Here is a 17,680-nt window from a genome sequence, read left to right on the forward strand (position 1 = left end):
GAACTCCCAGGAGACCCCCGTGCCCGTGACCGACGCCGAGCTGCACGCCCGGTTCCGCCCGCTGTTCGAGAAGATCGCCGCCGGCGCGGTGGAGCGCGAGCTGAGCCGCAGGCTGCCCGTCGAGGAGATCGCCGCCCTGCGCGACGCCGGGTTCGGCGCGGTCCGGCTGCCGGTGGAGGCCGGCGGCGCGGGGGCCTCGCTGCGCCAGCTGTTCGCGCTGCTCGTCGAGCTGGGCGCGGCGGACTCGAACATCCCGCAGGCGCTGCGGACGCACCTGCTGTTCGCCGAGCTGTGGTCGGCCGGTGCCGCCGACGACCCGGTGCTGCGCGGTCGGCTGGAGCAGGTCGCGGCCGGCCGGCTCGTCGGCAACGCCATCTCCGAGCGCGGCGGCGTCGTGCGCAACTCCTCCACCACGGTGCTGCGCCGCGACGGGGACAGGCTGCTGCTCGAGGGCGAGAAGTTCTACTGCACCGGCACGCTCTACGCCGACCTCGTCGACGTCGTCGCGCTCGACGAGGACGGCAGCCGGGTGAGCGTGCTGGTGGAGACCTCCGCGCCCGGTGTCGAGCGGGTCGACGACTGGCGCGGGTTCGGGCAGAAGCTGACCGCCAGCGGCACGACCCGGTTCACCGCGGTCGAGGTCGACCCGGCCCAGGTGCGGCCCGCGCCGACCGATGCCCACCAGCCGGTCCGGCAGGGGTTCCTGCAGCTGGTGCAGCTGGCGGCGCTGGCCGGGATCGCCCGCCGCGCCGCCGACGACGCCGCCGCCTACGTCCGCGACCGGCGCCGCAACTGGCCCTACGGCAACGCCGACCTGCCCAGGGACGACCCGCTGGTGCAGCAGGTCGTCGGGAAGGTCGACGCGGCCGCGTTCACCGTCGCCGCCGTCGTCGACGCCGCGGCCGCCTCGCTGGAGCGGGCGTTGTCCGAGCCCGGCCACGGCCCGGCCGCCGAGCTCGACGTGTACCGGGCCCAGTCGACGGTGCCGCAGCTGGTGCTGGACGCGACCTCGGAGCTGTTCGAGGTCGGCGGCGCGTCCACCGTCGACGTCGACCGGGCGCTGGACCGGCACTGGCGCAACGCGCGCACCCTCGCCGTGCACAACCCGATCGTCTACAAGCAGCAGGTGGTCGGGGCCTTCGCACTGAACGGGACGGTGCCGGTGCTGTCGCTGTCCCCGGGCGTCGCGGGCTGAGCGGGGCTCACCGGCCGGCGCGGGCGGTGAGGGCGGCGCGCGTGGCGTCGTCGGCGGGCAGGAAGGTCTCCAGCGCCAGCTCGGCGAGGGTGACGTCGTGCGGTGCGCCGAAGGTCGAGACCACCGAGTGGAACCTCAGCGTGCCGTCGTCGGTGTCGAGGACCAGCGGCAGCAGCACGTCCGAGCCCGGCGACGGCAGCGCGGTCTCCTCGGGTGCGGGGTGGTCCCGGCACTCGGCGAGCAGCGCGACGAGCCGCCGGTCCGCGGTCATCCGCACCTGCCGTTCGAGCCGGTGCAGCAGGTGCCCCCGCCACTGGGCGAGGTTGCGGATGCGCGGCGCGAGCCCGGCGGGGTGCAGGCAGACCCGGTGCACGTTCGGCGGCGGCCCGAGCACGGCCGGGTCGAGGCCGCTCAGCAGCGCCGAGGCCGCGGCGTTGGCGAGCCGGACGTCGCCCCAGCGGTCCACGACGAGGGCCGGGTACGGGTCGTGCGCGGCGACGAGCCGCGCCAGCGCCTCCCGCACGGGTGCGAGGTCCGGGTCGTCGAGCGACCGTTCGGTGTAGGCGGGGGCGTAGCCGGCGGCCAGGAACAGCGCGTTCCGCTCCCGCAGCGGGATCTCCAGCGCGTCGGCGAGCGCGCCCAGCAACTCCCTGCTCGCGCCCGAACGGCCGGTCTCGACGAAGCTGAGGTGCCGCGCCGAGACCCCCGCCGCGAGCGCCAGGTCGAGCTGGCTGCGCCGGCGGCGGCCCCGCCAGAACCGCAGCATCTCCCCCGGTCCGGCGGTGCGGGCCGGACGGACGTCGGTGTCGTTCACCGGGCCGACGCTAGCCGGGCCCGGGCGTCGCGACGACTACCTGCGGGGTAGGCGGATCCGGTTACCCCGCAGGTCATCGCGCCGCGGCGGCGGTGGCAGCAGGCTCGGTGAGGTCCGAACCGCACCACCCAGGAGGTAGGGATGACCGACTTCACCGCCCTCGCCGAGCGCTACGTCGCCGCGTTCGACGAGGCCGACCCGACGGCGCGGAAGGCCCGCGTCGCCGAGCTGTTCACCACCGACGTCCGCTACACCGACCCGCTCGCCGACGTCACCGGGCACGACGGCGTCGCCGGGTTCCTGGGCGCGGCCCGGGAGAAGCTGGCCGGGTTCGAGTTCCGGCTGCACGGCGAGGTCGACGCGCACCACGACCGGGCGCGGTTCCGCTGGCAGGCGGCGCCGCCGGAGGTCTTCGCGGCGGGCGCCGAGCCTCCGGTGGTCGGGTTCGACGTCATCGTGACCGACGGCGACGGCCGGATCGCGCAGGTGCACGGCTTCCTCGACGTCGTCCCCGCCCTGTGACGGGCCGGGCCGGTCAGTGGACGACCGGCCCCGACGACGGGCCGTGCGCCCAGGACGGCGGCGGGCCGGGTTCGGCCCGCCGCCGCGGGACGGCGAACGCGGCCACGGCCAGCAGCCCGGCCAGGAGCATCCCGTACTGCAGGCTCAGGAGGTAGCCGAGCCCCCGGCCCAGCACGAACGGCGCCTGCGGGTCGAACAGCGTCCACGCCGAGCCGGCCAGGAGCAGGACGGCCCCGGTCAGCGGTGCGCCCGGGGACAGGCGCGCGGCGAGCACCACCGCGCCCAGGAGCAGCCCGCCGACGAGCAGCAGGCCCGAGCCGGCGGGGACCCGGTCGAGGTCCATCCGCATCATCGACTCGTAGGCGGTGCCCATCCCCGCACCGGCGACGACCAGCGCCACCGCCGTCCCGACGAGCCCGACCAGGACCCCCACCAGGTGCCGCACGACCGCCCCCCTCCGCCGACCCGGACGGATCGGACGGAACGGAAGCTATCAGCGCTTCCCGTTCGGCAGGGCCAGTCGGTTGATCGTGCCCAGGACCTGCATGTACTGCTTCCACAGCGGCCCGGTCGTGTACTCCAGCCCGTACTCCCGGCACAGCTCCCGCACCTCGGGCGCGATCTCGGCGTAGCGGTTGCTGGGCAGGTCGGGGAACAGGTGGTGCTCGATCTGGAAGGACAGCTGGCCGGTCATCAGATGGAAGAACCGGCCGCCCTCGAGGTTGGCCGAGCCCAGCAGCTGACGGACGTACCACTCGCCGCGGCTCTCGTCCTCCAGCTGCTCCTCGGTGAACTGCACCGCGCCGGTCGGGAAGTGCCCGCAGAAGATGACCGCGTGCGACCAGACGTTGCGCACCAGGTTCGCGGTGAGGTTGCCCGCGAGCACCGGCAGGAAGAACGGCCCGGCCAGCGCGGGGAACGCGACGTAGTCCTTCAGGATCTGGCGCCCGGTCTTGCGGCCGATCGACTTGACCTGCTGCCACACCCGGCTCAGCGGCTTCTCCCCCGCCACGACCTTCTCGACCTCGAGGTCGTGCAGCGCGACGCCGTACTCGAAGAACAGGCTGAGCAGGAGGTTGTACAGCGGGTTGCCCAGGTAGTACGGCGTCCACCGCTGTTCCTCGGACAGCCGCAGGATCCCGTAGCCCACGTCGCGGTCCTTGCCGACGACGTTGGTGTAGGTGTGGTGCATGTAGTTGTGCGAGTGCTTCCACTCCGCCGAGGACGAGACGTTGTCCCACTCCCAGGTCGACGAGTGGATCTTCGGGTCACGCATCCAGTCCCACTGGCCGTGCATGACGTTGTGCCCGATCTCCATGTTCTCGAGGATCTTGGCGATCGAGAGCATGGCGGTCCCGGCGATCCAGGCCGGGGGCAGGACACCGGCGAACAGCAGCGCGCGGCCGCCGATCTCCAGCGCCCGCTGCTTGCGGATGACGCCGCGGATGTACTCGGCGTCCGAGGCGCCGCGCTCGGCGAGGACCCGGTCACGGATCGCGTCGAGGCGACGGCCGAGCTCCTCGATCTGCTCGGCGGTCAGGTCGGTGGTCGCGGCCACGTCCTCGCGGCGCGACGACGGCACGAGCTCCAGCACCGGGCGCTGCGGGTGCTGCTCGCGGCCGGTCTCCTCGGGGCCGGGCTCGGCGTGCGTGGGGTTCTCCAGGACGGCGGTCATGAGGACCTCCTTCGGTCGGAGCGGGTGTGTCAGGGAAGGTCGATGCGGGCGGGCCCGCACGCGGAGTTGATGCAGGTCTGGACCAGGTCGCCGGGCTCGCCGTGCGCCTCGCCGGTGCGCAGGTCGCGCACCCGGCCCTCGCGCAGCGGCAGCACGCAGCCGAAGCAGATGCCCATCCGGCAGCCGCTGGGCATGAGCTTCCCGGCGGCCTCCCCCGCCTCGAGGAGGCTCTGGCCGGACTCGACGACGACGTCGTCGCCGCCGAGGTCGACGGTGCCGCCGGTGCCCTCGGTGGCGCGGGCCGGCGGGGTGAAGCGCTCGGCGGTGACGCCGTCCCAGGCATCCTCCAGGGCGTCGAGCAGGCCGTCGGGGCCGCAGGCGTACACGGCCCGGTCGGCCCGGTCGACGACGGCGGCGTCGAGGGTCGCGGGGTCGAGCCGCCCGGAGACGGCGCTGTGGCGCAGCACGACCCGCAGCGACGGGTGCCGCGCGGCGAGGCCGGCCAGCTCGGCGCGGAAGATCGTGTCCTCCGGCGTGCGGGCGCCGTGCACGAGCACGACGTCGGGCATCGTCCCGGCGCGGTCGAGCGTGCGCAGCATGCCCATCACCGGGGTGATGCCGCTGCCCGCGGTGACGAACAGCAGCTTCTCCGGGAGCGGGTCGGGCAGGACGAAACCGCCCGCCGCCTGGTCGAGCTCGACGATCGTGCCAATCGGCAGGTCGCGGACCAGGGTCGGCGACACGGCGCCGCCGTCGACCTCCTGCACGGTCACGGTGAGGTGCTCCGCGCCCTCAGGGGAGGTCAGCGAGTAGCTCCGGGTGAGCCGGACGCCGTCGACCTCGACGCCGATGCCGACGTACTGGCCGGCGCGGTGCCCGGCCCAGGCGCGCCCGGGCTCGATGGTCACCGAGACCGCACGGCCGGTCTCGCGGCGACGGGCGACCACCCGGCCGCGCAGCGACGTGGTCGACCAGAGCGGGTCGACCAGCGTCAGGAAGTCCTCGGGCAGCAGCGGGGTCGTGAGGGCGCTCGCGGCGGCCAGCAGGCCCCGGCGGCGCGTGGTCGTGCCAGGAGCGGATCGGAACATGACATCAACTGTGCACGGTTCGATGTCACATAGCAACCGAGTCTGCCTGGATCCTGTGTCACATGCCTGCCTGTTATCCTCCGTGTCATGGTCGAGGACCCGGAGTCGGCGGACTGGCGCACCATCGACGAGCTGGCGCGGTCCAGCGGTGTCACGGTGCGCAACATCCGCGCCTACCAGTCCCGGGGGCTGCTGCCCCCGCCGCAGGTCAAGGCCCGGACGGGCTACTACGGACCCGGTCACGCGGCGCGTCTGGAGCTGATCCAGGACCTGCAGGACGAGGGCGTCAAGCTCGACACGATCAAGAAGCTGCTCGACACCACCGGTGGCTCCACCGAGCAGGTCGTGCAGTTCATCCGGACCGTCCGCGCGCTGTTCGCGCCCGAGGACCGGCAGATCGTGCACCTCGCCGAGCTCGCCGAACGGTACGAGAGCACCGACGTCGGCGTCGCCAAGCGCGGGGTCAAGATGGGCCTGCTGCGCGAGCTGGGCGACGACACCTACGAGGAGATCAGCCCGCGGCTGATGAACGCCGCCGCCGAGCTGACCGGTCTCGGCATCCCGATCACCCGCTCGCTCGACGTCGTGGAGCAGCTGCGCAAGCACGCCGACGCCGTCGCCCGGCTCTACGTCGACCTGTTCCTCGGCGAGATCTGGCAGCCCTTCGACGCCGAGGGCCGTCCCGACGACCAGTGGCCGCGCGTCTACGAGACGATCGAGCGGATGCGCCGCATCTCCGGTGAGGTCATGATCGCCGTGCTGGAGCTGGCCGTGGCCGAGCGGGTCGACGTCACCTTCGGCCGCGACATCGTGCGCAACGTGAAGACCACGAGCGCGGGCCCCACGGTCGCCCCCGACGCCGCGGAGCCGTCCGCGGACGGGGCGCCGTCCTGACCACCGGGCCGGTCAGCGCCCGCGCAGCGCGCGGGAGACCACGGCCCGGGTGTCGGCGGGGTCGATGACGTCGTCGATCTCGAACACCGTCGCCACGCCGAGCGCCTTGCCGCGCTCGTAGTACCCGGCGACGAGCTCGTCGTAGCGGGCCCGCCGCGCGGTCTCGTCGGTGATCGCGGCCAGCTCGTCGCGGAAGCCGAGGCGGACCGCGCCCTCCAGCCCCATCCCGCCGAACTCGCCGGTCGGCCAGGCCACGGTGAGCACCGGCGCGTGCAGGTCACCGCCGGCCATCGCCATCGCGCCGAGGCCGTAGCCCTTGCGCAGCACGACCGTCACCACCGGCACCGTCAGCCGTGCCCCGGCGACGAACATCGCCCCGAACCGGCGGAGGGTCGCGGTGCGCTCGGCGTCCGGGCCGACCATGAACCCCGGGGTGTCGCACAGCGACACGACCGGCAGCCCGCGGGCCTGGCACAGCGCCAGGAACGCGGCGGCCTTGTCCGCGGCGTCGCCGTCGATCGCGCCGCCGAGGTGCTCCGGGTCGTTGGCGATCACGCCGACGGCGCGGCCGTCGAGCCGGGCCAGTGCGGTGACCATCCCCGCGCCGAACCCGCCGCGCAGCTCGACGACGGAGCCGGTGTCGCACAGGGTGTCGACGACGCGGCGGACGTCGTAGGCGCGCAGCCGGTTCTCCGGGACGAGGTGGCGCAGCAGCCGCTGGTCGGCGTGCCCGCCGGGCACCGGGTCCCCGGCGACGTGCAGCAGGTACCGGCGGGCCGCGGCGGCCGCGGCCCGGTCGTCGGGCACCAGCAGGTCGACCACGCCGTTCGCCCACTGCATCGGCATCGGGCCGACGTCACCGGGTGCGACGACGCCGAGCCCGCCGCCCTCGATCATCGCCGGGCCGCCCATGCCGAGGCTGCTGCCCTCGGTCGCGACGATCAGCTCGCAGGCCCCGGCCAGGGCCGCGTTGCCGGCGAAGCAGTAGCCGGCGACGACCGCGACGGTCGGGACCCGGTCGCGCAGGCGGGCGAACAGCCGGAAGGTCGGCACGTCGAGCTGGGTGACGGCGGAGGTGTCGGTGTCCCCCGGCCGTCCACCGCCGCCCTCGGCGAACACGACGACCGGCAGCCGGTCGCGCTCGGCGAGCTCGAGGAGCCGGTCGGTCTTGCGGTGGTTGAGCACACCCTGGGTGCCGGCGAGCACGGTGTAGTCGTAGGCCAGCACGGCGACCGGGCGTCCGCCGACGGTCCCGGTGCCGGTGACGATCCCGTCGGCTGGGGTGCGGGCGACGAGCTCGGCGGTGCTGCGCCGGGCCCGCTGCGCCGCCAGGGTCAGCGCGCCGTACTCGACGAGGCTGTCGGGGTCGAGCAGGTCGGCGACGTTCTCCCGGGCGGTGCGCCGCCCCGCCGACCGCCGGCGTGCGACGGCGGCGGGCCGGCCGGCGTCGAGCCCGCCGTGGCGGCGGTCGCGGACCTCGGCCAGGTCGGGCCGGATCCGGTCGGGGTCGACGTCCTGGGCCCGGCCGGGCGCCTCCGCGGCGTCGGCGTCGGCGAGGACGGCCAGCAGTTCCCCCGCCTCGACCGCGTCCCCGACGGCGACGACGACCGTCTCGACCCGGGCCGGCCGCTCCGCGGTGACCGGGTGCTCCATCTTCATCGACTCGAGGACGACGACCTCGCCACCCGCGGCGACGACCTGCCCGGCCGGGACGGGCAGCGCCACGACGACGCCGGGCCGGGACGCGCGCACGGCGGTCCGGTCCGCGGGGACCTCGACCGCCGGGCCCGGCGCCGATCCGTTACCCGCGGCGTCACCCGCCGCGGGCGCGCCGGTCTCGGGCGCACCGGTCGCGGGCAGCACGGTCTCGCGGGGCGCCGCGGCCAGCTCGACCAGGTGCCGGTCGACGAAGGTGGTGTCCAGTGTCCCGTCGACCAGCTCGGGGCGGGCGAGGACGGCCTGCAGCAGCCCCAGGGTGACCGCGACGCCGGCCACGTCGAACCCGGCGAGGGCACGCCGGGCGGCGGCGGCAGCGGCCTCCGGCGTCGCCCCGCGGGCGACGACCTTGGCCAGCAGCGGGTCGTAGCGCGGCCCGACCCGGTACCCGGCGTAGCCGTGGGTGTCGACGCGGACCCCGCGCCCGGCGGGCGGCTGGAAGCGGGTCAGGGTCCCGGCGGCCGGGACGAGGGCCCCGTCCGGCCCGACGGTCTCGGTCGTCACCCGGGCCTGCACCGCGGTCCCGCGCGGAGCGGGCGGGGCGGCGAGGCCGAGGTCGGCGAGCCGGGCGCCGTAGGCGACCCGCAGCCCCAGCTCGACGAGGTCGAGGCCGGTGGTCTCCTCGGTGACGGTGTGCTCGACCTGGATCCGCGGGTTGACCTCCAGGAACGCGATGTCCTGCCCGGCGAGCAGGAACTCGACGGTGGCGAGGCCGCGGTAGCCGTCGCACAGGCGCAGCGCGGCCTCGTGCAGCCGCGCGCGCACCGGGGCGGGCACGGCGGGGGCGGGCGCGATCTCGACGAGCTTCTGCCGGCGGCGCTGCGCGGAGCAGTCCCGGTCCCCCAGCACGACGGCGCCGGTGCCGTCACCGAGGACCTGCACCTCGACGTGCCGGGCGGCCGGCAGGAGGCGTTCGACCTGCACCGCGCCGTCGCCGAACGCGGCGAGCGCCTCGGACGAGCAGCGGCGCACGGCGTCGTCGAGGTCGGCCGGGTCGGTGACCGGGCGCATCCCGCGCCCGCCGCCGCCGGAGCGGGCCTTGACCATGACGGCGCCGCCGGGGCCGAGGCGGGACAGCAGCGCGGCGCCGTCGGCGGGTTCGACGGCCTCCAGCACCGGTACGCCGAGCGCCCCCGCGTGGTCGCGGGCGGCGGCCTTGTCCCCGAACAGCTCCAGCGTCTGCGGCGACGGCCCGACGAACACCACGCCGGCGTCCGCGCAGGCCCGGGCCAGCGCCGGGCTCTCGGAGGCGAACCCGTAGCCGGGGTGCAGCGCACCGGCCCCGCCGTCGACGGCGGCCCGCACCAGCGCGTCGACGTCGAGGTAGGCGGCGGCGCCGGTGCCGGGCAGCGCGACGGCGGCGTCGGCGCGGGCGACGTGCGCGCAGGCGGCGTCGTCGGCCGCGTGCACGGCGACCGTGCGCACGCCCAGCGCCGACGCCGTCTCCATGATCCGGACCGCGATCTCGGCGCGGTTGGCGACGAGCAGCGCCCCGGGGAGCGCGGGGCTCAGGACAGCAGGCCCGCGGCCCGCAGCGCGGCGCGGACGTCCTCGTGGTGCCACTCGTCCAGCGGCACCAGCGGCAGCCTGATTCCGCCGGGCATGAGACCCAGCTCCGCCAGGGCCCACTTCACCGGGATCGGGTTCGGTTCGGAGAACAGCGCCGCGTGCAGGCCCGCGAGGTCGGCGTCGAGCGCGGAGGCGGTCTCGGCGTCACCGGCGACGGCGGCCTTGCACATCCGGGCCATCGTCTCGGGGGCGACGTTCGCGGTCACCGAGATGTCGCCGTGGAACCCGGCGAGCATCGACGCGCGGGCGGTGCCGTCGTCACCGGAGTACAGCGCGAAGTCGTCCAGGCCCAGCGCGACGAGCTCGCGGACCCGGTCCAGGTCGCCCTTGGCCTCCTTGAGCCCGACGATGTTCGGGATCTCGGCCAGCCGGGCCACCGTCGACGGCAGCATGTCGCAGGCCGTGCGGCCCGGGACGTTGTAGAGGTACTGCGGGATGTCGACGGTCTCGGCGATCCGCTTGAAGTGCTGGTAGAGGCCCTCCTGCGGGGGCTTGTTGTAGTACGGCGTCACGAGCAGCGCGCCGTCGGCGCCGGCCGCCCGCGCGGCGCGGGTCAGGTGGATCGCCTCGTCGGTGGAGTTCGCCCCGGTGCCGGCGATGACCGGGACCCGGCCGTTCGCGACCTCGATGGTGCGCCGCATGACCTCGGTGTGCTCGAGCACCGACAGCGTGGACGACTCGCCGGTCGTGCCGACCGAGACGATCGCCGCGGTGCCCGCGTCGACCTGCCGCTCGACGAGCTCGCCGAGGGCCGTGTGGTCGACCTCGCCGCTGTCGTGCATCGGGGTCACGATCGCGACGATGCTTCCGGTGATCATGCCGGGCCTCCCTGGTACCGCTGCTCCTGCCGGTGCGACCGTAGCAAGCGGGACCGACGTCCCGGTGCGGGTTTCCTCTCAGCCGCCGGCTCAGCCCAGGGCCAGCCGGGCGGGCTGGACCGACCGCGTGATCCGGCGCACCGCCTGCACCGCGATCGCCCCGGCCGCGACCGTCGCGACGACGGTGACGGCGATCGGCCGGTCGCCTGCCACGATGCCGATCAGCGCCCAGCACAGCGCTCCGGCGAAGCCCGCGAACCCGGCGGTGGAGCCGATGACCGACAGCACGACCGCGGTGAGGATCACGAGCAGCAGGATGGCCGCGACCTGCGGGAGCACCCCGTCGGATGGCAGCCCGACCGCGACGCCGGCCGCCATCAGGCCCAGCACCAGCGCGGCCGAGGACCAGCCGAGGTAGATCGCCAGCGGCAGCCGCATCGCCAGCCGTTCCGCCCAGCCGTCGGCGACGCTGCGGGACAGCCGTCCGTAGACGACACCGAGCGCGACGACGAGCAGGACCAGCAGCACCTCGGCGGTGACCACCCACCGGTTCGAGAAGGCCGCGATCCACAGCGGGTTGAGCACCGCGGTCGCCGCGACCCACCAGCCGACGCGGCGGTGCACCTCGCGGCCGCGCTGGCCGGGCAGCAGGGCGTAGCCGGCGTAGACCAGCACGCCCAGGTAGATCAGACCCCAGATCGAGAACGCCCAGCCCGCGGCCAGCAGCGGGGTGTCGTAGTCGCGCGCGACGGCGCCGATCCCCGACCCCCCGAACGCCGACACGAGCACCTGCAGGATCGCCAGGACCGCCACGACGACTCCACGGATTAGGTCCGCGGTCGTCGGGCGCGGGGTGAGCACGGTCATGGCCCACATGGTGGACCGCGGGGACGGCCTCTGCCATCCGGCCGTCGGGGGGAATCGATCTTCCCGCGGGCCGGGGGTCAGCCGAGCGGCAGGTAGAACAGGTGGACGTCGCGCGCGTCCTCCGGGGAGAGCAGCACCCCGCCGGGCAACCTGCCGTACTCGACGAAGCCGCGGGCGGCGTAGAACGCGGGCAGCGGGGTGCCGCCGCGGGCGCCGAGGGTCAGCATCGCCAGGCCCGTCTCCCGGGCGTGGGCGACGGCGGCGTCGAGCAGGACCGTGCCGAGACCACGTCCCTGCAGGGCCGGGCGGACCATGAGGCGCTGCACGTCGGCGCGGTGCGCGGCGATGCCGGTGTTCGGGACCAGGAAGACCGTGCCCAGCGGGGCGGTCTCCTCCCCCAGCACGAACATCCGGGACGCGCCGGACCGGGCGGCGTCGACGGTCTCGACCGCCAGTGCGCGGACCTCGTCCGGGTCGGCGCCGGGCACGAAGTCCACGGCGCCGCCGGCCTCGGTCACGGCGATCCAGAGGTCACCGAGCGCGGCGGCGGCGCCGGGGTGGGGGTCGACGACCCGGCGGACGGCCGGGACGCCTGCGGTCACAGGTTCGGGAACCAGAGCTTGATCTCCCGGTCGGCCGACTCCGGGGAGTCCGAGCCGTGCACCAGGTTGGAACCGGTCTCCAGGGCGAGGTCGCCACGGATGCTGCCGGGGGTGGCCTTCTCCACCGGGTCGGTGCCGCCGGCGATCTGCCGCCAGGCGGCGATGGCGCGGGGGCCCTCGACGACCGCGGCCAGGACCGGGCCGGAGGTGATGAACGACAGCAGCTCCTCGAAGAAGGGCTTGCCGTCGTGCTCGGCGTAGTGCTGGGCGGCCAGCTCACGGTCCACCGTGCGCAGGTCGAGGGCCACCAGACCGAGGCCCTTGCGCTCGATGCGCGAGACGACCTCACCGACGAGCTTGCGCGCGACGCCGTCGGGCTTGACCAGGACGAGAGTGCGTTCAGTCACGCGCGACAGGGTAGCGACGACCCGGTGGGGGTCCGGCACCCACCGTCAGGACGGCGGCTCCGGCTCGTCGGTGAGCTCCGCCAGCGCGGCGGCGATCCCAGGAAGGTCATGCAGACTGCCCTCGGACACCGAGACCACCGACGTGAACACGGCGTCCTGGTCGACCCGCGGCGGATGCCCGTTCAGTACCAGGAACACCGCCGTCGTCGCCCAGGCCAGCCGCTTGTCGCCGTCCACCAGGGCGTGGTTGCCGCAGATGCTCTGGAGCAGCGCGGCCGCCTTGAGGTGGACGGTCGGATAGGCGTCTCGGCCGAACAGCACGGTCGCCGGCCGGGCCGGCGCGGACTCGAGCAGACCGAAGTCGCGGACCACCGGCTCCTGGCCGAGTGCGTCCGGGGCGAACCGCAGGACGTCGACCAGGGAGAGGTACCGGGTCACGCCCGCCCGAGCCGGTCGAGGGCCTCCCGGAAGTTCGTGGTGACCCATGCGGCTGCGACGTCGACGTCGGCGTCGTGGTCGTGGCGGGCGACGTACTCCCGGACCGCGGACCGCGCGACCTCCTGCATGGAGCGTCCCTCCGCCTCCGCCCGGGCGCGGAGGGCGTCGGACTCGTCATCGGTCAGGCGGAGGGTCATGGCCACGACCGAGGACGATGCCGGAAGTGATACCGCCGGACTCAGTCCTGCTGCTGCGACGGCAGCGTCCCCGCCGCCATCCGCCGGGCCACCTCGCGCCGCATCCAGACCAGGACCGCCCACACGAGGATGAACACCACCGCGACCACGACCAGCGACGACAGGAACACCAGCGCCGCGACGAGCAGCGCCCCCTGCAGCACCAGCGCCGCGGTGAGCCCCCACGGCCGCCGCTGCACCCCGGACGCCAGGATCATGGCGACGGCGATGCCCGCCACCACCCCGAAGCCGAGCGCGGTCGACCCGGTGCCGAAGCGCGGGAGCACCAGCAGCGCCAGGAGGACGACGATCGCCTCCAGGATCAGCGTCGCGGCGAACACGCCGCGGGCGCCCTTCATGGGGTCGGTGGGCGGCGGCCGCACACCCTCGGGCACACCCGGCACGTCACTCACTCCGGTTCCTTCCCGAACAGCGACCGCGCCTCGCCGACGGTGACGACCGACCCGGTGACGACGACGCCGACCCCGGACCCGCCCGCCTCCTCGGCGATCTCACGCGCCTGCTCGACGGCCTCGGCCAGCGACGGTTCGACGCTGACCCGCTCGGAGCCGAACACCTCGGCCGCGAGCGCACCGAGCGCGTCGGGGTCCATGGCGCGCGGCGAGGAGTTGGTGGTGACGACGACCTCGTGCAGCGCGGGCTGGAGCGCCTCCAGGATGCCGCGGGCGTCCTTGCCCTCCAGCACCCCGATCACGCCGACCAGCCGGGTGAAGCGGAACTCGGTGCCCAGCGCGGCGGCCAGTGCCGTCGCCCCGGCCGGGTTGTGCGCGGCGTCGAGCAGCACGGTCGGCCGGTCCGGCCCGCCCTCGACGGGCTCGAGCCGCCCGGGTGAGCGGACCGAGGCGAACGCGGCGCGGACCGCGTCGGGGTCGAGGGGCTGCGCGGTGCCGGCGCCGACGAGCGCCTCGGCCGCGGCCAGTGCGACCGCCGCGTTCGACGCCTGGTGCTCGCCGTGCAGCGGCAGGAAGATCTCGTCGTAGCGGCCGGACAGGCCCTGCAGCTCCAGGCGCTGCCCGCCGACGGCGATCTCGCGGGAGACGACGCCGAACTCCGCGCCCTCCCGCGCGACCTGCGCGTCGACCTCGGCGCAGCGGGCCAGCAGGATCTCGGCGACCTTCCGGTCCTGCGCGGCGAGGACGGCGACGGAACCCTCCTTGATGATCCCGGCCTTCTCGCGGGCGATGTCGGTGATGTCGTCGCCGAGGTACTCGGCATGGTCGAGCCCCACCGGCAGGACGACGGCGACGTGCGCGTCGGCGACGTTGGTGGCGTCCCAGCGCCCGCCGAGGCCGACCTCGATCACCGCGGCCTCGACCGGGGCGTCGGAGAAGGCGGCGAAGGCCATCCCGGTGAGCACCTCGAACTTGCTGAGCGCGGGCCCGTCGCCGCGCTTGGCGTCGACGAGCTCGACCAGCGGCTCCACCTCGCGGTAGGCCGCGACGTAGCGCTCGGGGGTGACGGGCCGGTTGTCGAGGTTGATCCGCTCGGTGGCGCGCTGCAGGTGCGGGCTGGTGTAGCGCCCGGTCCGCAGCCCGATCTCGGTGAGCAGCGCGTCGACCATCCGGGAGGTGGAGGTCTTGCCGTTGGTGCCGGTCAGGTGCACGACCGGGTAGCCGCGCTGCGGGTCGCCGAGGGCGTCGCACAGGGCCTGCATCCGCTCCAGCGACGGCTCCATCACCGACTCGGGCCAGCGCCGGTCCAGCGCCGCGTCGACGGCGAGGAACTCGGCGTAGCCGGTCACCGTGGACTGGGCCGGGACGACGTCGGGGTCTCCCCCGCCGCGGATCTCGTCCAGGACGGCCGCGATCAGGGCCTCCTGGGTGTCCTCCGGCGCCGCAGCCGACGCCTCGGGGGCGTCGGAGCGGTCCTCGCCACCGGGCTCGTCGTCCTGCTCCTGCTCGGCGTCGCCGCCGGACGGCTCACCGTCGGGCGAGTCGCCGAACCCGCCCTCGGCCCACCGGTCGCCGCCGTAGGTCGGCGAGTCGGCCTCGGTGAAGTCGTCGAACTCGTCGTACTCCTTCGCCACGGCGGGATCAGCCCTCCGGGAGCGCGGCGAGCCGCGCGGTGATGCGGTCGATGTCGGCGACGGCGGTCGCGTGCCGGGCACGGATCCCGTCGACGACCTCGGCCGGTGCCTTCTCGGTGAACTTCGGGTTGGTCAGCTTCTTGTCCGCCTGGTCGCGCTCCTTCTCGGCGACGGCGAGGTCCTTGCCGAGCCGGGCCCGCTCGGCGGCGACGTCGATCGCCCCCGAGGTGTCCAGCTCGACGGTGACCGGACCGCCGGAGGTGGCGACCTCGAAGCTCGCGGTGGCGGCGAAGTCGTCACCGGCCGGGTCGAGGCGGTTGAGGAAGCGCAGCGCGCGCTCGTGCGCGGCCAGCCCGGCGTCGCCGAGGCCGGTGAGGCGGGCGGCGACGGCCTTGCGGTCGGGCAGCCCCTGCTCGGTGCGGAACCGGCGGACCTCGGTGATGACCTTCTGCGCGTCGGTGACCCGGGCCGTGGCGGCCGCGTCGACCGGCGCGCCGGTGCCCTCGGCCGTGGGCCAGGCCGCGGTCACGACGGTCTCGCCGCCGGTCAGCGCGGTCCACAGCGCCTCGGTGACGAACGGCGCGATCGGGTGCAGCATCCGCAGCAGCGCGTCGAGGACGTGCCCGAGGACCGCCCGGGTGCCCGGCTCGGTCGCCGGGTCGTCGAGCTGGGTCTTGCACAGCTCGACGTACCAGTCGGCCAGCTCGTCCCACGCGAAGTGGTAGAGCCCCTCGGTCGCCTTCGCGAACTGGTAGCCGTCGAGCAGCTCGTCGGTCTGCGCGCGGACCTCGGCGAGCCGACCCAGGATCCAGCGGTCGGCGTCGGTCCGGTCGGCGTCCGCGGGCAGCGGCAGGCTGGCGTCGGCGCCCTTGGCCAGGGCGAACCGGGTGATGTTCCAGAGCTTCGTGGTGAAGTTCCGGGACCCGGCGACCCACTCCTCCGACAGCGACATGTCGGTGCCGGGGTTGGAGCCGCGGGCGATGGTGAACCGCAGCGCGTCCGCGCCGTAGGAGTCGATCAGCGCCAGCGGGTCGATGACGTTGCCCTTGGACTTCGACATCTTCTTGCCGTGCTCGTCGCGGATGAGCCCGTGCAGGTAGACGTCGCGGAACGGGGCCTTCCCCATCACGTAGGTCCCGAACATCATCATCCGGACGACCCAGAAGAACAGGATGTCGTAGCCGGTGACCAGGACCGAGTTCGGGTAGTAGCGCTCCAGGTCCGGGGTCTCGTCCGGCCAGCCGAGCGTGGAGAACGGCCACAGCCCGGAGGAGAACCAGGTGTCGAGGACGTCGGGGTCCTGGCGCCAGCCCTCGCCCGACGGCGGCTGCTCGTCCGGTCCGACGCAGACGACCTCGCCGTCCGGGCCGTACCAGACCGGGATGCGGTGCCCCCACCACAGCTGACGGCTGATGGTCCAGTCGTGCATGTTGTCGACCCAGTCGAAGTACCGCTTGGCCTGCTCCTTCGGGTGCAGGACGGTCTCGCCGGAGCGGACGGCGTCGCCCGCGGACCGGGCCAGCGGCTCGACCTTGACGAACCACTGCAGGCTCAGCCGCGGCTCGATCGGGACCCCGGTGCGCGAGTCGTGCCCGACCGAGTGCAGGTAGGGGCGCTTCTCGGCGACGATCCGGCCCTGGGCGCGCAGCTCCTCGCGGATGGCCTCGCGCGCCTCGAACCGGTCCATGCCGTCGAACCGGGTGCCGGTCCCGGCGATGGTGCCGGCCTCGTCCATGATCGTCGGCATCGGCAGGTCGTGCCGGCGGCCGACCTCGAAGTCGTTCGGGTCGTGCGCCGGGGTGATCTTGACGGCGCCGGAGCCGAACTCGGGGTCGACGTAGTCGTCGGCGACGACCGGGATCATCCGCCCGGTGATCGGCATCTCGATCTCGGTGCCGACCAGTGCGGCGTAGCGCTCGTCGTCGGGGTGGACGGCGACCGCGGTGTCGCCCAGCATCGTCTCGACCCGGGTGGTCGCGACGACGACCGAGGCGTCCCCGTCGCCGTAGCGCATCGAGACGAGCTCACCCTCGGTCTCGATGTGGTCGACCTCGATGTCCGAGATCGCCGAGCGCAGCGCCGGGGACCAGTTGACCAGGCGCTCGGCCCGGTAGATCAACCCGTCGTCGAACATCTTCTTGAAGACGGTGGCGACGGCGCGCGACAGCCCCTCGTCGAGGGTGAAGCGCTCGCGGGACCAGTCGACGCCGTCCCCGAGGCGCTCCATCTGCCCCAGGATCGAGCCGCCGGACTCGGCCTTCCACTCCCAGACCTTCTCGACGAACGCCGCGCGGCCGATCGCGTGCCGGTCGGGCTCGCCCGCGGCGGCCATCCGCCGCTCGACGACCGACTGGGTCGCGATCCCGGCGTGGTCCATGCCGGGCAGCCACAGCGCGTCGCGCCCCTGCATCCGGGCGCGCCGGGTCAGGACGTCGATCAGCGTGTGGTCCATCGCGTGGCCCAGGTGCAGGCTGCCGGTGACGTTCGGCGGCGGGATGACGATGCAGAACGGGTCGGCGTCCGACGACGGGTCGGCCCGGAAGTACCCGGCGTCGACCCAGCGGCGGTACATGTCGCCCTCTACCTCGCCCGGGGTCCACTTGGCGGGCAGGTCGGCGGTACGCGCTGGCAGGGTCTCGGTCACATGTCAAGTCTACGAGTCGACACCGACAGCATTTCCGGCCCCCGCACCCTCGTGCCCGCGACCGGGACACGGGTCGCCGCCCGCCGGACGGGCACCCCCCGCACGGCCCACCGCCCGGTGATCGCCGGGGGCGGAGCCGCGGGTGCGG

The 17,680-nt window shown here is 74.5% G+C and carries 17 protein-coding genes; 3 read left to right on the forward strand and 14 right to left on the reverse strand.

Going from position 1 to position 17,680, the window contains the following annotated elements; genetic code table 11:
* The first annotated feature begins 19 nt into the window (after nt 1-19).
* Entirely contained in the window at nt 20-1,195 is a 1,176-nt protein-coding gene (locus KPL60_RS12245) for an acyl-CoA dehydrogenase family protein (RefSeq protein ID WP_226365887.1), read from the forward strand.
* A gap of 7 nt (nt 1,196-1,202) precedes the next feature.
* On the opposite strand, the gene KPL60_RS12250 is transcribed toward KPL60_RS12245, so the two are convergent.
* Entirely contained in the window at nt 1,203-2,009 is an 807-nt protein-coding gene (locus KPL60_RS12250) for a helix-turn-helix domain-containing protein (RefSeq protein WP_308016734.1), read from the reverse strand.
* A 141-nt stretch (nt 2,010-2,150) separates the two neighbouring features.
* Between KPL60_RS12250 and KPL60_RS12255 the strand changes: the two genes are divergently transcribed.
* Nucleotides 2,151-2,531 (forward strand): nuclear transport factor 2 family protein, encoded by a 381-nt coding sequence (locus KPL60_RS12255; protein WP_073578067.1) that lies wholly within the window; start codon nt 2,151-2,153, stop codon nt 2,529-2,531.
* A 13-nt stretch (nt 2,532-2,544) separates the two neighbouring features.
* Here the strand turns inward: KPL60_RS12255 and KPL60_RS12260 are convergent, their stop codons facing one another.
* The 3 genes from KPL60_RS12260 to KPL60_RS12270 are packed head-to-tail and all read right to left on the reverse strand — an operon-like array spanning nt 2,545 to nt 5,294.
* The gene (locus KPL60_RS12260) at nt 2,545-2,976 is read right to left on the reverse strand and encodes a hypothetical protein (RefSeq protein WP_226365888.1); all 432 of its coding nucleotides are present in this window, start codon (nt 2,974-2,976) and stop codon (nt 2,545-2,547) included.
* 48 nt (nt 2,977-3,024) lie between these two features.
* Nucleotides 3,025-4,206 (reverse strand): acyl-CoA desaturase, encoded by a 1,182-nt coding sequence (locus tag KPL60_RS12265; protein WP_224403115.1) that lies wholly within the window; start codon nt 4,204-4,206, stop codon nt 3,025-3,027.
* 29 nt (nt 4,207-4,235) lie between these two features.
* Nucleotides 4,236-5,294, reverse strand: coding sequence for a ferredoxin reductase (locus KPL60_RS12270; protein ID WP_226365889.1), 1,059 nt, complete (start codon nt 5,292-5,294; stop codon nt 4,236-4,238).
* Between the two features lie 87 nt (nt 5,295-5,381).
* Here KPL60_RS12270 and KPL60_RS12275 point away from each other — a divergent pair, with 87 nt between their 5' ends.
* Nucleotides 5,382-6,188, forward strand: coding sequence for a MerR family transcriptional regulator (locus KPL60_RS12275; RefSeq protein ID WP_226365890.1), 807 nt, complete (start codon nt 5,382-5,384; stop codon nt 6,186-6,188).
* 12 nt (nt 6,189-6,200) lie between these two features.
* Here KPL60_RS12275 and KPL60_RS12280 read toward each other — a convergent pair whose 3' ends face one another.
* From KPL60_RS12280 to KPL60_RS12325, 10 genes are all read right to left on the reverse strand, one after another.
* Nucleotides 6,201-9,416: a carboxyl transferase domain-containing protein gene (locus KPL60_RS12280; RefSeq protein WP_255655858.1), complete on the reverse strand. Its 3,216-nt coding sequence runs from the start codon at nt 9,414-9,416 to the stop codon at nt 6,201-6,203.
* A complete protein-coding gene (gene dapA, locus KPL60_RS12285) occupies nt 9,413-10,291 on the reverse strand; it encodes a 4-hydroxy-tetrahydrodipicolinate synthase (protein WP_062401273.1) in 879 nt (292 codons plus the stop codon). Before dapA ends, KPL60_RS12280 begins: the two co-directional genes overlap by 4 nt.
* A gap of 90 nt (nt 10,292-10,381) precedes the next feature.
* The gene (locus KPL60_RS12290; protein WP_226365892.1) at nt 10,382-11,158 is read right to left on the reverse strand and encodes a hypothetical protein; all 777 of its coding nucleotides are present in this window, start codon (nt 11,156-11,158) and stop codon (nt 10,382-10,384) included.
* Between the two features lie 77 nt (nt 11,159-11,235).
* Nucleotides 11,236-11,760 carry a GNAT family N-acetyltransferase gene (locus KPL60_RS33720; RefSeq protein WP_226365893.1) on the reverse strand — a complete coding sequence of 175 codons (525 nt, stop codon included), beginning with the start codon at nt 11,758-11,760 and terminating at the stop codon, nt 11,236-11,238.
* Nucleotides 11,757-12,167, reverse strand: coding sequence for a nucleoside-diphosphate kinase (ndk, locus tag KPL60_RS12300; RefSeq protein WP_062404405.1), 411 nt, complete (start codon nt 12,165-12,167; stop codon nt 11,757-11,759). Before ndk ends, KPL60_RS33720 begins: the two co-directional genes overlap by 4 nt.
* Before the next feature lie 45 nt (nt 12,168-12,212).
* Nucleotides 12,213-12,605 carry a type II toxin-antitoxin system death-on-curing family toxin gene (locus KPL60_RS12305; RefSeq protein ID WP_226355878.1) on the reverse strand — a complete coding sequence of 131 codons (393 nt, stop codon included), beginning with the start codon at nt 12,603-12,605 and terminating at the stop codon, nt 12,213-12,215.
* Nucleotides 12,602-12,802, reverse strand: coding sequence for a ribbon-helix-helix protein, CopG family (locus KPL60_RS12310; RefSeq protein WP_226366073.1), 201 nt, complete (start codon nt 12,800-12,802; stop codon nt 12,602-12,604). Before KPL60_RS12310 ends, KPL60_RS12305 begins: the two co-directional genes overlap by 4 nt.
* A gap of 41 nt (nt 12,803-12,843) precedes the next feature.
* Nucleotides 12,844-13,254, reverse strand: coding sequence for a DUF4233 domain-containing protein (locus KPL60_RS12315; RefSeq protein WP_307799092.1), 411 nt, complete (start codon nt 13,252-13,254; stop codon nt 12,844-12,846).
* The gene (locus KPL60_RS12320) at nt 13,251-14,888 is read right to left on the reverse strand and encodes a folylpolyglutamate synthase/dihydrofolate synthase family protein (RefSeq protein ID WP_374203839.1); all 1,638 of its coding nucleotides are present in this window, start codon (nt 14,886-14,888) and stop codon (nt 13,251-13,253) included. Before KPL60_RS12320 ends, KPL60_RS12315 begins: the two co-directional genes overlap by 4 nt.
* A gap of 7 nt (nt 14,889-14,895) precedes the next feature.
* Nucleotides 14,896-17,532, reverse strand: a complete 2,637-nt coding sequence (locus KPL60_RS12325; RefSeq protein WP_226365894.1) for a valine--tRNA ligase — start codon at nt 17,530-17,532, stop codon at nt 14,896-14,898.
* Nucleotides 17,533-17,680 lie beyond the last annotated feature (148 nt).

Origin of the sequence: Pseudonocardia sp. ICBG162 (assembly GCF_020496225.1) — a bacterium.
GTDB lineage: Bacteria > Actinomycetota > Actinomycetes > Mycobacteriales > Pseudonocardiaceae > Pseudonocardia > Pseudonocardia alni.

Bases quoted from the DNA above. Each gene is read 5' to 3' on its own strand.
- KPL60_RS12255 (WP_073578067.1), top strand. From the start codon at position 2,151: ATGACCGACTTCACCGCCCTCGCCGAGCGCTACGTCGCCGCGTTCGAC.
- KPL60_RS12265 (WP_224403115.1), bottom strand. From the start codon at position 4,206: ATGACCGCCGTCCTGGAGAACCCCACGCACGCCGAGCCCGGCCCCGAG.
- KPL60_RS12270 (WP_226365889.1), bottom strand. From the start codon at position 5,294: ATGTTCCGATCCGCTCCTGGCACGACCACGCGCCGCCGGGGCCTGCTG.
- KPL60_RS12275 (WP_226365890.1), top strand. From the start codon at position 5,382: ATGGTCGAGGACCCGGAGTCGGCGGACTGGCGCACCATCGACGAGCTG.
- dapA (WP_062401273.1), bottom strand. From the start codon at position 10,291: ATGATCACCGGAAGCATCGTCGCGATCGTGACCCCGATGCACGACAGC.
- KPL60_RS12290 (WP_226365892.1), bottom strand. From the start codon at position 11,158: ATGACCGTGCTCACCCCGCGCCCGACGACCGCGGACCTAATCCGTGGA.
- KPL60_RS12310 (WP_226366073.1), bottom strand. From the start codon at position 12,802: ATGACCCTCCGCCTGACCGATGACGAGTCCGACGCCCTCCGCGCCCGG.